Raw genomic sequence first — 14,155 nt, 5'->3', positions numbered from 1 at the left:
CTCCATCGTCCTATCCGCCCACGTCAGGGGCAACAAGACTCTAAAACAAGATGGCCCCGTTCACCGGGGACACGCCACGCCCGCCCTCAAGGTGATGAAGTGCCAGCTTGTTGAGATCGTATCGTTCTAGCGAGCCGGATGCTTCCACTTCGCCACTGTTGGCGGTTGCTCTCATGGTGATCAGCTGCTCAGCGTCAGCACTGACGACTAGCCCCGGGCTGCGAGTAGCAAGTATGTACTGGCGGGAACCCCTGAGATCTCTCAATCGGTCTACAAGGTATTCCTCAATCCACGGAGCGTGGAGCGCATCCTCTGGTTGGTCAATCAGCACAGGGGTATCGCCGTCTGCCAACAGGATCACGAGGATCGCTGTGCACTTCTGGCCATGGGAAAGATCCTCAATCCGGGCATAGTCCTTGCCCTCTGGCTTTCGAAACTTAACGTTGAGGACATCCGGGGTATCGATGAGCTGGGTCTGAAAGAGTTGTTGCCAGAGATCCCTGTCAGCAACGGCGGCCACAAGGCGGGAAATTTCTGTAGCGGTGACTCCTTCGGGCAAGTCGCCGGCCAAGGTGGGGTCTCCACTCCAGATCGCTCGCACGAGGTTGTACGGCCTGATCCCACCGGCGATCAGGTCGAGTACCTGTTCACGCAGACGTGAGCCAACTTTAAGCTCTTCGAGGGCATTTCGGAACTCCGTCGTATCACCCCTGCTGGGGATGTCAATCTTTACAAAGCCGCTTGTTTTGCGGTTCAGTTCGTCAGCACGGGCACGCCTAAGTGATCGACGGTCGTCTCGCGCCCGTTTAAGTTCGGTCAGCAGCTCGTCGCGCTCTTTGTTCAAGCGAGATTGTTCAGGCCGCGCGTCGCTCGCGAGAGTCTGCGCGGCGCTCTCGGCCTTGTTCAGCCTTAGTTGAATACCCTCAAGCTCAGTCCGCAGCAGGGGTAGCGAGCTCGCTCCGGACTCGGCGAGAGCATCGTCTAGTCGGTTCTTAAAGACCTCGAACTTAGCGTCTAGCTCGCTCGCTACTGTGCGAACAGTCGTTTGAAAATTGACTAAACTCTTATCGATGGCCAACCTAGCTGAACTGACTTCGTCCGCGAACGCCTTACGCGCAGATAGGATTCGAGCGAATTCATCGTCGTGCTCCGGCGTGATCTTGGCGGCAACTGGACCTGGAATAGGTGGCGGAATGAAGGTCAACTGCTCGACTTCTTCTACAAGCCCAGTTAGGGCGCTCTTCTCCGCGGTCCAGCGACCCTGAGCTTTGACTAGATCGCCGTCAAAGAGGTGTGATAGTTCACGCTCTCGTGACTTAAGCGCTTCGGCTTCAGCTGCGTCTTCGGTCAACGATTGCACTCGGTCACGTGACGCAATCAGTTCGATCCCGTTGGCGCGTAGCCGCAGCGTGCTCGCCGCGATGCGCGCCTCAACATCCTCCAGGTCAAGCTTGGCGTCAACTAGACCCATGCGGCCGACTGGCTGCCTTGCGTACTCCAGTATCTCGCCTTGGGAGAACGCGGCCAGCGTGATGAGGCTCGACGGATTACGATCCACGTCTACCCACTCCCCGGCAACGTCCTGCTGAACGATCGGCTCGGAGCCGTTAAGGGCGCGGAACGTTCGTCTGATTCGAAATAACCCCACATGCGTACTGATCTCGATTGCGACCTGCGTACCATCGCCCAGTGCAAGAGCGAGTCGCTGGTCGACCTCGTGGCGGATGCGTTTGAAAAGTTCTGCATCAACTTGCTGGTCGAGCGCAAACCGGAGCGCCTCCAAAACCAGTGATTTACCGGCACCGGTGCCACCTAGTAGGCAGTTGAGCTCAGGGCTAAAACCGAAGGCGGTTTGGCCGAGGAATCCCGCCGAGATAGCGACCGAGTTAATGGTGGGGTGGGGGGCACATGCGGCAGGATCGGACAGTCGAACCCGCAATTCGTGATCCTCCAACGCATATCGAATCCCACAGAGGTCAGGACGGGCAGCCTTGATCCAGGTTCGCCGAATGCCAATTCCAGAGGCGGAGTGGCGGCTGATTGTCGCGTCGTATGCGTCTGAGCTTTGAATCAGGGCGGGTTCGCGGGTGTCGCCAAGCTTTGCGGCGACCTTGGCTGGAGTCTCTCTCAGTACGTATTCGTACGCGTTGATCTTCCGGTCGGCCAAAAGATGGTTGACATAGGTCGGGCTCGGTTGGGTAAGAATTCCTTTCTCTTTGTCGATATGGGCGGCCACGGCGAGTCCGCCTTTTGCGGCGATTTCCGCGGCGCATTCACTCATACTCTTAGTCGCCACAACGTTTAGATCACCAAGGTGCTCGCGCTCGATTCCCACCCGTATCAACACGTCTTCAATGGCGGAAGATGCCGTTCCTTCCTCCCAGATGCCGAGCAGATGCCCTTGTGGTGTACTCAACTCAAAACCAGGGAGAACCACAAGGTCTGTGCCACGGGCAGCCGCCGTCATCTGACTGCACCACGCAACGGTGTTGTGGTCTGTGACTGCAATGGCGCTTAGGCCTACCTCGAGTGCCTTACTCACGATGTCCGCCGCCGAACCGAAATCTTGGTCTCTGGCGTCACTTGAGGCCGGTGTATGCACGTGGAGGTCGACTGCCCAAAACCGTGCCCAGCTGTTTGCTGTGGTGTCTGCCACGTCCCACCCGCCTGTTGACTTGCCCTGGATCGATCCCGGATCATCGCACGACCAACGACGTTCCTGTCAAGGGCCCTCACGGCTCGCCACTTATCTTCACAAGGCCAAGAGCAACTCTTCGTCATCCGACGAGTGGGGTGGGATCGCGGGCATAGCGCGCGCGGCGGGGTCGCCTGGTCATCGATGACTAAGGCCCCGAAACCACTATTGTTTCGGGGCTTTCGTCACAGATAACTCAGACGTTCAGATCCTCGTCTTTACGGTTCTTGATTCGTGAGGTCGCAACGAAGGAGATCGCGGCCAGGATCATCAGGTAGATCGAGATCGACATCGAGGTGCCTGTTCCCTTGAACAGTGCCTCGGAGATCGTGGGAACGAAAGCTCCACCGAGCACCGTGCCGATGGCGTAGCCAATGGATGCGCCGCTGAATCTGACTGCTGCGGGGAACATCTCGGCGTACAGAGCCGGCTGCGGACCGTACGACAGCCCGAGTCCGACGGCGAAGAGACCGAGGGCCACGTAGATCCAATGCAATTCGCCGGTGTCGACGAGCAGGAAGAACGGGATGGCGCACAACACCATTGCCGCGTTGCCGAGGTTCATGATCGTGGTTCGGGCGTAGCGATCGGACAGATACGCTCCGAGGAGGGTGAAGATTCCCCACACGATGGCCGCGAACAGGCTGGCCACCAACACGTCCACGCGAGCAAGTCCGTGTTCCCTCGTCGAGTACGCCACGATGAATCCACCGACGATGATGTAGCCGTTGCCGTTGGTACCGATGAACGACAGCGCGGCCAGCATGACCTGCTTCTTGTTGGTGCGCCACAGTGCACGAACCGGAGTGTGGTTGCGCTCCTTGCGTTCTGCGAGCTCCTTGAACACCGGAGTCTCCTCGACGCGGCGGCGGATGTAGAAGCCGACGAGAATGAGCACGAAGCTGATGAGGAACGGAATACGCCAGCCCCAGGCCTCGAACTGCTCCTCACTGAGCAAACCGGTGCACAGTGCCAACGTTCCCACCGCAATGAGCATGCCGAGCGGAACACCCATCTGAGTTGCCGCGCCGTAGATTCCGCGCTTGCCCTTCGGTGCATGCTCGACGGCCATCAGTGCCGCGCCGCCCCACTCGCCGCCGGTGGAGAAACCCTGCAGGATGCGCAGCACGACCAGGATGATCGGAGCCCAGATGCCGATGGTCGCGTAGGTCGGCAGCAGTCCCATACCGACCGTGGCCGCACCCATCAATGTCAGCGTCGCGATGAGGACCTTCTTGCGACCGATCTTGTCACCGAAGTAGCCGGCGACGATGGCCCCGAGAGGACGGAAGACGAAGCTGATACCGATGGTCACGTAGGCGACCAGCTGTCCGGACGAGCCCATCGGCGCGAAGAACAGCTGAGCGAAAATGAGCGACGCGGCCTGCGCGTAGATGAAGAAGTCGTACCACTCGACGGTGGTTCCGACCATGCTGGCCATCGCGGCGCGGCGATGCTCACGCGACACCCCGGCGGGCGTCTCGACCTGTGTTGACATCGACTTGTCTCGTTTCGTTCGGGCTCCGGCGCTCGGGCATCGAGCGGCCGTTCGGAGTGGGGCGGGGCGGGTTGCGATGGGTGAAGGACGGCGACTACGTGCAAGCGCAGAATCGGATAAAACTCACCGTCCATTCGGTCGGTAATTACTGTGACCGGCGCCACCGTAGTTTGTCAAGGTGGTCGCGTACATAACAAGGCGATGGACGCACTTCGTCGGAAACTACCGATCGGGGCCTCTCGCTTCGTCCGAAACGACGCAGACGTCGACAGTGACGCCGGTCATACTCAAACTCATGGCCGCACCCACGTCGACTCTCGTTCACCACTCTCAGGTCATCGACGAACTGATGCGCGCCCTCGGTGTCGACGCGGTGGTGACCGACCCCGACATTCTCGCCAGTTATCGGCACGACTCGGCAGCTCTGTGCGAATCCACCCTGCCACTGGTGGCGGTACTGCCGACCACGGAGTCGGACGTCCAGGCCGTCATGAGCATCGCGTCGGCACACCGCATTCCCGTTGTGCCACAGGGAGCATTGACCGGCCTGGCCGGAGCAGCGAACGCCAGCGTCGGAGCCATCGCCCTCAATACCCGGCGCATGAACAAGATCGTCGAGCTGGACGTCGTCAACCGCACCGCCGTCGTGCAACCCGGTGTCACCAACAAAGAGTTGAAAGATGCTGCCGTGCAGCAGGGACTGACGTACCTCCCCGATCCATCCAGCTGGGAGGCGTCGACGATCGGCGGCAACATCGCCACCAACGCCGGCGGCCTGTGCTGCGTGAAATACGGTGTCACAGCACGATTCGTCCGTGGGCTGCGCGTCGTACTCGCCGACGGCCGCGCGACGTTCGTCGGTCGACGCACCGTTAAAGGTGTCGCTGGGCTCTCTCTGGCCGAACTGTTCGTCGGCTCCGAGGGAACGCTCGGCATCATCACCGAAGCCACCGTCGGCCTCGACTTTCCCAGTTCAACTCCGCTGACGATGGCTGCGACCTTCCCCTCCACTGTCGCTGCAGGAGAGGCAGTGTCGAGGATTCGTGCGGCAGGTATCACCCCGAGCCTGTTCGAGTTGTTGGACCGCACCACCATCGCCGCTATCGACGCCTACGCCCGAATGGACTTCGGCACCGACGCCGCGGCAGTGCTGATCGCCCAATCCGACATCGGCGACGGTGCCGTGCAGGAGCTCGAGGCTATCGCCGCACTGTGCACCGCAGCCGGTGCGACCGATGTGGCCGTTGCCGAGGACGAGGTCGAATCGGAGCAGCTCGTGCAGGCCCGTCGACTGGCGTACCCGGCACTCGAGCGTCTCGGCTCACCGTTGGTCGACGATGTGTCCGTTCCTATTTCACAACTCGCCACGATGATCGACGAGGTGGGCCGGGTGGCAGACCGGCTGGGCATCGTCATCGGAGTCGTCGGCCACGCAGGGGACGGCAACATCCATCCGACGGTCATCGTCGACCCCCTCGACCCCTCATCGTTGGCCAGAGCGCACAGCGCGTTCGACGAGATCGCGGCCTTCGCCCTCTCACTCGGTGGAACCATCACCGGCGAGCACGGGGTGGGACTGCTCAAGCGGGACCTACTCGAGACCGAACTCGATCCGGTCGCAGCAGAACTACAGCGTGGCATCAAGGAATTGCTGGACCCGCACTATCTGCTCAACCCCGGGAAGGTCCTCACCGCCCGGCCCTGAGCCGTAGCGACATCCAGACCAGCAACCGGGTGTCCGCGTCGTCGAGATCGAGACCGAACAACTCCTTGGTACGCCGGAGTCGGTAGCGGAAGGTGTTGGGGTGCAGGTACAGCGATGCAGCTGCGGCGGCGACGTTGGACTCGTGCGCCAACAACGCCAGCACCGTCGCGGCGTACTCGGTACCTTCCGAAGCATCGCAGGAAAGCATCCGCTCGACGGCAGGCAACGCCAACGACACCTCCGACAGAACTGCCCCTGCCCTGCGCAGCGCGGATTGGACTCGAACGTCCTCGAACATGATGGTCGGAGCACCGTCCTCGCAGGCGTCGAGCGCCCACTGCGCATGCACTCGAGCAGTCATCGGGCGCTCGTCCGGTCCACCGAGCGCGAACGTCACCGGAATTCCGAGGGCAGATACAGCCCTGCGTCGAACATGCTCGAATTCATCTACGGTGATTGGGATTTCGGAACGCATCACGAGGAAGACTGCACCGTCGATCACGACAGCACCCGAGTCGAGCTGTTGCCCGAAGGTCAGGTCGAGCATCCCCCGCAGTCGCGACGCGGCCGCGTCCGGCCGGTCCGACTGCACCCGAGTGGCCAGCACTGTGTACAACTGCCCATCAGGTGTGACGGCGGCTGGATCGGTCAGTAGTTCACGTGCCCTGGGCTTTTCGACGCCCACCGCCTGTGGTCGCTGACTCAGCAGCGGTATTGCTTCGGCGGCTGCCCGTAGCAATGCGGCCATCGCGGCCGGCTCGGGCGGAGACACTGCCGCGGTGGGGACAATGCACCAGATCGAACCGAGATATTCGCCGCCACTAGTTACCGGCACGGCCAGGCGAGGTAGCACCCCGGCTACGGCGACGATGCGCACAGTGGAACTGCGCCGGAACTCCTCGTCGGTATGGTGCGCCATGTACTCGGCCGGAACCTGCTTGCCGAGAATCCCGTCGCGCCGCACGTCGTCGATCGGTTGCCCGGGCAGCGACGAGTAGGCCACGACGTAGCCGGCCGGGTCCATCACCGATACCGCGCCGCCCACAGCAGCCGCCGTGGCGTCGGCCAAGACAGACAGATCGACAGTGGTCATCGACTCACCGTACTTCCGAGCAGATCCGACTACCTGGCCACGGTGCGACTGTCACCTCGGAATTCGGCGACCAGCTCGTCTCGACACGTCACCGACACGTCGTAGAGGCCGTTCCGGCCGAACCGCGCACGCTCGACGGCATCTGCAACCAGCACGTCCCCGGCCTTCGTCGGACGGAGGTATCGGATGTCGCAACGTGCCGCGACGGCCGAGTCCTCGTGCGAGTTGCAGGCCATCGCGAACGTGGTGTCCGCCAACAGGAACACGTAGCCGCCGTGGGTGATGGCATAGCCGTTGACCATGTCCTCGGTCACGACCATCGACATCCTGGCGTGCCCGGGTGACAACTCGATCAATTCGATGCCTAGCTTGCGCGACGCGGCGTCGACCTCGAACATCTCGCGGGCGATAGGCGAATCGGTCACGGCTCCAACACCGATCGCTCATTCTGAGTGAACATGACGGCCCCACCGGTCGCGAAATTGCGCAGATCCTTGCCTGCCGCTGTCATCTCGGGCGAGGCCAATCCTGCCTTCAGCGACGTCTCGTCCGCGAAGTACAGGCTGGCGATCGCGTAGTACGGCGGTGGTGAATCGTCGAGTGAGTCGAGCGTGCCCCAGGTGAAGTCGATCAGACCGGGGACAGCGCGAGCGAGGGGGACGTGCACGTCGGCGTAGTGACGATCGAATGCGGCAGGGTCCTCGGGCATTCCGTAACAGACGGCCACTCGCACGCTCATGACGCGACCTCGGGCTTCGCGACGAGAGTCAGCACGTCGTATGTCGCGACGGGATCGCCGTTCTGGTTGACAACCACTGCGTCCCAGCGCACCTCGCCGTAGTCGGCACTCTGGCGCGGTGTGATCAGCTTGGCCGTCAACGTGACCGTCAACGAGTCCTCGGCCTTGACAGGCGTCAGGAAGCGCAGGCTGTCGACGCCGAAGTTGGCGAGCACGGGGCCTGGTGCCGGGTCGACGAACAGCCCGGCGGCCAGCGACACCACCAGGTAGCCGTGCGCCACGATGCCGCCGAACAGCGGATTGGCCGCTGCCGCTTCGGGATCGGTGTGCGCATAGAAGGTGTCGCCGGTGAACTCGGCGAAGTGATCGATGTCGGCGCGGGTGACCTGTCGTGGGCCACCGATGATGGTGTCGCCCAGCTTCAACTCGCCGAGGTTCTTTCGGAACGGGTGGACGTCGCCGGTCGTCTGCTTCGCGCCGGTGACCCACTTGTTGCCAATGGCCGTCAGAACGTCCGGGGTTCCCTGAATTGCGGTGCGCTGCATGTGGTGCAGCACGCCGCGGATACCGCCGAGTTCTTCACCACCGCCTGCCCGGCCCGGTCCGCCGTGCACCAGAACTGGCAGCGGAGATCCGTGGCCGGTCGATTCCTTTGCGTCCTCGGAGTTCAACACCAGGATGCGACCGTGGTACGGAGCGCACCCGAGTACGAGCTCGCGTGCGATGGCCGAATCTTTGGTCACGACAGAGGCGACCAACGAACCCTTGCCGCGGGCGACGAGATCGAGAAGGTCTGCAGTGCTGTCGTATCCGATGACGGTCGAGACGGGCCCGAAGGCCTCGATGTCATGCGGTTCGGTCGCGGTCTTGTCTCCGGCCTTCAGCAGCACCGGTGCCATGAATGCGCCGGCCCGCTGATCCACCGTCTCCGGATCGCCGAAGACCACCGAAGCGGACTTGGTCAGTCCACGAATGGATTTGAGTACCTCGTCGCGTTGTTCGATGCTTGCCAGCGCACCCATGGTGACGCCCTCGTCTGCCGGATCACCGACGACGACCTTCTCCAGCTTTGCCTTCAGCGCCTCGATGACGGGCTCGACCGAGTCCTGCGGGACCAACACGCGCCGGATGGCCGTGCACTTCTGTCCCGCCTTGGATGTCATCTCGACGAAGACGCCCTTGACGAACAGATCGAACTCCGGATCGTCCTGCGCAACATCGGAAGCCAGAATGGACGCGTTCAGAGAGTCGGCCTCGGCCGTGAAGTGCAATCCCTCGCCGACGACCTTGGGGTGCGACCGCAGAGTCGCTGCGGTATCGGCACTTCCGGTGAACGCTACGGAGTCCTGACCGCCGAGGTGATCGAGGACGCCGCGGGCACTACCGCACAGCAGCTGTACCGATCCCTCGGGCAGCAATCCCGATTCGATGATCCGGCGGAACACCAGCTCGGTGAGGTACGCAGTTTGGCTGGCGGGCTTGATGATCGACGGCACGCCGGCGATGAACGCGGGTGCCAGCTTCTCGAGGAATCCCCAGACGGGGAAGTTGAAGGCGTTGATCTGCACGGCGACACCGCGCCGCGAGGTGTAGATGTGCTGACCGAGGAAGGTGCCCTTCTTGCCGAGCTGTTCGATCGCGCCGTCGAGATAGACAGTGTCGTTGGGCAGCTCGCGTCGAGCCTTGCTCGCGTAGCTCAGCACGGTACCGAAGCCGCCGTCGATGTCGACGCCGGAATCACGGACGGTGGCTCCGGTATGTCGGGAGAGTTGGTAGAACTCCTCCTTGCCGGCCATCAGCGTCAGGCCCAACTGCTTCAGCAGGGCCGCGCGTTCGTGGAACGTCAAGGCGGCGAGGGCCGGGCCGCCGACAGTTCTGGCGTAGTCGACCATGCCGGCGACGTCGAGGCCGCTGGAGGACACCCGAGCGATCTCGCTGCCGTCGACGGCGCTCAGCAGCGGCGTTCCCTCGTCGGTCGCGGAATACCACGCTCCCTGGGCATAGCTTTCCAGAAGTCTGCTCACAACGCCTCCATCTCACCGTACGTTCGGTCGGTAATTACCATCGCCGTCGAACGCCGAGATGTCAAGACTTGTCCGGCTACGTGCGACGCAACCCGTCGAAGGTCAGAGCCACTACCGCGTCGGCCAACTCCTCGACCGATCCGCCGGTGCGCGGGCGGTACCACTCGATGAGGGAGTTGACCGTGCCGAACACCAGCTTCGACGCCAGCGCCGGGTCGACACCGGGACGCAGGTCGCCTTCCTCGGCGGCGGCGACCACGAGCCCGGTGACGAAGGAATCGAATTCGCGGCGACGGGCGAGGGCCCGTCGCTCGACGTCGGTGTTGCCGCGGACTCGCAGCAATAGCGTGACGTAGGGCAGTTCGGCGCACAGAATGTCCACGCTGCGTCGCACCAGGTATTCGAGGCGGTCGATGTATCGCCCGGTCGTGGCCCGATCCTCGGTCGTGACGGCGAACAGTGCATTGAGAGCCCGCGACAGCGCGAGTTCGAGCAACTCGGACTTGCCGGACACGTGGTGATAGATCGAGGACTTGGTGATGCCGAGCCGCTTCGCCAGAACTTCCATGCTGGTGCCGTCGTATCCGCGGTCGTTGAAGACCTTGACCGCCACTGCCAGGAGGGAATCGAGGTCGTATCCCGGCCGCCCTGGCTGTCCGGTCTTGCGCGGCGCGCGTGCGGTTGTCATTGCCACATCTTCTCAGCCGATGGCCGATTCCACAGCACCACGGGCAGCAGGCCTTGCCAAACGACCGAATGTTCGGTTATCAATGACGCAACCGTACGAAGGAGTTCGAAGTGGGCGAAGTATTTCTGGTGGCCGGCGCACGCACCCCGCACGGGCGCTACGGTGGTGCGCTGTCGACCGTGCGCCCCGACGATCTGGCCGGGATCGTCGTCGCCGAGGCGGTCCGGCGCTCGGGCGTTCCCGTCGACCGAATCGACGAGGTGATTCTCGGTGCCGCGAACCAGGCCGGCGAGGACAATCGCGATGTGGCCAGAATGGCAGTTCTGCTCGCAGGACTCCCCCGTACCGTGCCGGGATACACCGTCAACCGTCTGTGCGCGAGCGGACTGACCGCAGTCGCCAACGCCGCGAGCACCATTCGCAGCGGTGAGGCCGAGATCATCGTGGCCGGTGGCGTCGAGTCCATGACGCGCGCGCCCTGGGTCATGGCCAAGCCGGGAACCGCATGGGCCAAGCCCGGGGAGATCTTCGATACCTCCCTCGGCTGGCGATTCACCAATCCGACCTTCGCTTCCCACGACGCGGGGACCGATCCCAAGATCACCCTGTCGATGGGCGAGACCGCCGAGGAGGTCGCGCTCAGCGAGGGCATCACCCGCGAGGAGTCCGACGCCTTCGCCTTCCGCAGCCAGCAGCGTGCCATCGCCGCCCAGGATGCCGGACGCTTCGCCGACGAGATCGTGGCCGTCACGACCAAGAACGGCGAGGTCACCGGCGACGAGACACCGCGACGCGGAACCACAGTGGACAAGCTGGGGACGTTGAAGGCCGTGTTCCGCAAGGACGGCATCGTCACTGCCGGAACGTCCTCTCCCTTCACCGACGGTGCGTCGGCATTGGTGGTGGCCTCCGAGGAGGCCGTGAACAAGTACGGCCTCGACGTTCGCGGACGCATCGTCACCAGTGCGAGTGCAGGCATCGCGCCGCACATCATGGGGCTCGGGCCCGTGCCGTCCACACAGAAGGCCCTCGCTCGCGCCGGGTGGTCTGTCGAGGACCTCGGTGCCGTCGAACTCAACGAAGCCTTCGCGGCCCAGTCCCTCGGCGTCATCCGTCAACTGAAGCTGAACGAGGACATCGTCAACGCCGACGGCGGGGCCATCGCCCTCGGCCACCCCCTGGGTTCCTCCGGTGCTCGAATCCTGTTGACGCTGTTGGGCCGGATGGAACGTGAGAAGGCGTCCCGTGGGCTCGCGACGCTGTGCGTCGGCGTCGGGCAAGGCGTGTCGATGTTGATCGAGGCACCGTGAACACGCTCGTCGTCGAGGAGCTGACCGACCGGGTTGTCGTCACCCTGAATCGCGAGAAGCAGCGCAACGCAATCGATGCCGAGATGATCGGCGAGTTGCACGAGGTGTGCGCGCTCGTGGAGCAGGATCCCAAGATCGTCATCCTGACGGGGCAGGGCGAGCACTTCGCCGGCGGTGCCGACATCAACCAGCTGCGGGCCCGTACCCGCGACGACGCATTGCGCGGCATCAACCGAAACCTGTTCGACCGCATCGCCGCACTGCCCCTGCCGACGATCGCCGCGGTCCGCGGTTACGCCCTCGGCGGTGGCGCAGAACTGTCCTACGCCTGCGACATCCGTCTCGCGTCGCCGACGGCGGTGTTCGGCAATCCCGAACCGGGGCTGGGCATCATGGCGGCCGCCGGGGCCAGCTACCGGTTGCCGACTTTGGTGGGAGTGTCCGTCGCCAAGCAGGTACTTCTCGGTGGCCGGACGCTCGACGCCGAGGTGGCGCTCCGCTCTGGACTGGTACTGGACGTCGTCGACGAGCCGTTGGCTGCGGCGCATTCCCTCGCGGATCGCATTGCCAAGCAAGCACCTCTGGCACTGAAGCTGACCAAGAAAATTCTCGATGCGCCTGGTTCACACCCGTGGGCCGACGACATCGCGCAGGCTGTTCTGTTCGAGACCGAAGACAAACAACGCCGGATGACGGCATTTCTGGAGAAGAAGAAATGACAGCTCCATCAAAGGTGGCAGTGGTCGGTGGCGGCCGCATGGGTGCAGGTATCGCGCAGGTATTCGCGGCCCTCGGTTCCACCGTCGTCATCGCCGAAGCCGCCGACCAAGAAGCGGCCCTCGGTCGAGTCTCGACCGGGTTGGATCGGGCGCACGAGCGCGGCAAACTCAGTGAGGATCCCGCTGCGATTCTCGCGCGGGTCTCCACCGTCGCCGGGCCCGCGGACCTCCCGGCCGACCTTGACCTGGTGGTCGAAGCCGTGCCCGAGATTCCGGCGCTCAAGGTCGAGGTGTTGGCGCTGATAGACAAAGTCGCATCCGACAGCACGGTCATCGCGTCGAACACGAGCTCGATCTCCATCGCCGAACTCGGCGCAGCACTGAGTGATCCGAGCCGCTTCATCGGGATGCACTTCTTCAATCCGGTTCCGGCGTCGACTCTCGTCGAGATCGTCCGCGCTCCCGCCACCTCCGCAGACGTGGTGCAGCGAGTGCAGCAGTGGGTGTCGCTCCTCGGCAAGACCGAGGTGCTCGTCAACGACTCCCCCGGCTTCGCGACCTCGCGGCTCGGAGTCTGCCTCGGGCTCGAAGCCATTCGGATGCTGGAAGAAGGCGTAGCCGACGCCGAATCCATCGACCGCGCCATGGAACTCGGTTACAAGCATCCGATGGGACCGTTGCGGTCGACCGATCTCGTCGGGTTGGACGTTCGGCTCGCCATCGCAGAACACCTGGCGTCGACCCTCGGCGACAGATTCACTCCCCCGCAGTTGTTGCGAGACATGGTTGCTCGCGGCGACATCGGACGCAAGTCCGGTCGCGGCTTTCACGATTGGACGAACACATGACGGTACGGTTCGACATCGCCGACGGCTTGGCGATCATCACCCTCGCGCGCTCCGAGGCACACAACGCCCTCGACGTCGCAACGAAGGTTGCGTTGGCGGAGGCCGTCCAGAAGGCCGCTGCACCCGAGGTGCGCGCCGTGCTGATCACCGCAGAGGGGAAGAACTTCTGCGTCGGCCAGGATCTCGGCGAGCACGTCGCCGCACTCGAGGCCGATCCGGCCACGGCGATGGATACCGTCGGTGAGCACTACAACCCGGTGATTCGCGGACTGGCTGCGCTCGAGGTACCGATCGTCGTGGCCATCCCCGGTGCATGCGTCGGCGCAGGTCTCGGGATTGCCTTGGCCGGAGATATTCGGGTTGCGGGCACCAAGTCCTCGTTCGCGACGGCGTTCACCGGCATCGCCCTGGCCAGCGACTCGGGGTTGAGCTACTCGTTGGTCGAGGCGCTGGGATCGAGCCGGGCCGCGGGTCTGATGCTGCTCGGCGACAGGGTTACCGCCGCGCAGGCCCTCGACTGGGGTCTGGTGCATCGCGTCGTCGAGGACGGGGACGTACTCGAGACCGCACGCACGTTGGCCACCTCCCTCGCTGCCGGGCCCACCCAGGCCTACAGGCAGGTCAAGTCTCTGATCGCTCGATCCGGACTGTCCGACGCCTTGGACCGCGAGGCGCAGGCACAAACGGCTCTGGGACAGACGCAGGACCACAAGGCCGCCGTCGACGCCTTCCTGAACAAGACGAGAGCCTCCTTCGTCGGCATGTGAACAGAAACTCGACCCCTGCTACGAGGTTTCGCGCACGTGCGGCGCAGCCGCTCTTGTGCCCGGGGTCAC

Annotated in this window: 12 protein-coding genes; 5 read left to right on the top strand and 7 right to left on the bottom strand. The window is 63.5% G+C overall.

All coding sequences use genetic code 11. The features are described 5' to 3' along the window. Positions 1-40: 40 nt before the first annotated feature. Positions 41-2,602: an AAA family ATPase gene (locus R4P47_RS12685; protein ID WP_317784935.1), complete on the bottom strand. Its 2,562-nt coding sequence runs from the start codon at positions 2,600-2,602 to the stop codon at positions 41-43. A 289-nt stretch (positions 2,603-2,891) separates the two neighbouring features. Next, on the bottom strand, positions 2,892-4,193 hold the full coding sequence (locus tag R4P47_RS12680; RefSeq protein WP_317784926.1) for an MFS transporter: 1,302 nt from the start codon (positions 4,191-4,193) through the stop codon (positions 2,892-2,894). 295 nt (positions 4,194-4,488) lie between these two features. Between R4P47_RS12680 and R4P47_RS12675 the strand changes: the two genes are divergently transcribed. Then, positions 4,489-5,898 carry an FAD-binding oxidoreductase gene (locus R4P47_RS12675; protein WP_317784925.1) on the top strand — a complete coding sequence of 470 codons (1,410 nt, stop codon included), beginning with the start codon at positions 4,489-4,491 and terminating at the stop codon, positions 5,896-5,898. Here the strand turns inward: R4P47_RS12675 and R4P47_RS12670 are convergent. The 5 genes from R4P47_RS12670 to R4P47_RS12650 all read right to left on the bottom strand — a co-directional run bounded on the left by R4P47_RS12670 (position 5,882) and on the right by R4P47_RS12650 (position 10,442). Next, positions 5,882-6,991 (bottom strand): helix-turn-helix domain-containing protein, encoded by a 1,110-nt coding sequence (locus R4P47_RS12670; protein WP_317784923.1) that lies wholly within the window; start codon positions 6,989-6,991, stop codon positions 5,882-5,884. The two genes, R4P47_RS12675 and R4P47_RS12670, sit on opposite strands and share 17 nt — an antisense overlap. 29 nt (positions 6,992-7,020) lie before the next feature. Then, positions 7,021-7,389, bottom strand: coding sequence for a hydroxyphenylacetyl-CoA thioesterase PaaI (gene paaI / locus R4P47_RS12665; protein WP_317784934.1), 369 nt, complete (start codon positions 7,387-7,389; stop codon positions 7,021-7,023). A 23-nt stretch (positions 7,390-7,412) separates the two neighbouring features. Continuing rightward, positions 7,413-7,730, bottom strand: a complete 318-nt coding sequence (locus R4P47_RS12660; protein WP_317784922.1) for an EthD family reductase — start codon at positions 7,728-7,730, stop codon at positions 7,413-7,415. After that, the gene (gene paaZ, locus R4P47_RS12655) at positions 7,727-9,754 is read right to left on the bottom strand and encodes a phenylacetic acid degradation bifunctional protein PaaZ (protein WP_317784921.1); all 2,028 of its coding nucleotides are present in this window, start codon (positions 9,752-9,754) and stop codon (positions 7,727-7,729) included. Before paaZ ends, R4P47_RS12660 begins: the two co-directional genes overlap by 4 nt. Before the next feature lie 76 nt (positions 9,755-9,830). Further along, the gene (locus R4P47_RS12650; protein WP_032380646.1) at positions 9,831-10,442 is read right to left on the bottom strand and encodes a TetR/AcrR family transcriptional regulator; all 612 of its coding nucleotides are present in this window, start codon (positions 10,440-10,442) and stop codon (positions 9,831-9,833) included. A gap of 110 nt (positions 10,443-10,552) precedes the next feature. Here R4P47_RS12650 and R4P47_RS12645 point away from each other — a divergent pair, with 110 nt between their 5' ends. The 4 genes from R4P47_RS12645 to R4P47_RS12630 are packed head-to-tail and all read left to right on the top strand — an operon-like array spanning position 10,553 to position 14,086. Further along, positions 10,553-11,752, top strand: a complete 1,200-nt coding sequence (locus R4P47_RS12645) for a thiolase family protein (protein WP_317784919.1) — start codon at positions 10,553-10,555, stop codon at positions 11,750-11,752. Beyond that, entirely contained in the window at positions 11,749-12,471 is a 723-nt protein-coding gene (locus R4P47_RS12640) for an enoyl-CoA hydratase/isomerase family protein (protein WP_317784918.1), read from the top strand. Before R4P47_RS12645 ends, R4P47_RS12640 begins: the two co-directional genes overlap by 4 nt. Continuing rightward, positions 12,468-13,319 (top strand): 3-hydroxyacyl-CoA dehydrogenase family protein, encoded by an 852-nt coding sequence (locus tag R4P47_RS12635; RefSeq protein WP_317784917.1) that lies wholly within the window; start codon positions 12,468-12,470, stop codon positions 13,317-13,319. Before R4P47_RS12640 ends, R4P47_RS12635 begins: the two co-directional genes overlap by 4 nt. Beyond that, positions 13,316-14,086 (top strand): enoyl-CoA hydratase/isomerase family protein, encoded by a 771-nt coding sequence (locus R4P47_RS12630; protein ID WP_317784916.1) that lies wholly within the window; start codon positions 13,316-13,318, stop codon positions 14,084-14,086. The genes R4P47_RS12635 and R4P47_RS12630 overlap by 4 nt, the downstream gene beginning before the upstream one ends. The last annotated feature ends 69 nt before the right edge of the window (positions 14,087-14,155 follow it).

Origin of the sequence: Rhodococcus sp. IEGM 1370 (assembly GCF_033142325.1) — a bacterium.
Classification (GTDB): Bacteria; Actinomycetota; Actinomycetes; order Mycobacteriales; family Mycobacteriaceae; genus Rhodococcoides.
Note: the sequence above shows the minus strand (reverse complement) of the source record. Positions and strands in the feature narration are given on the sequence as shown.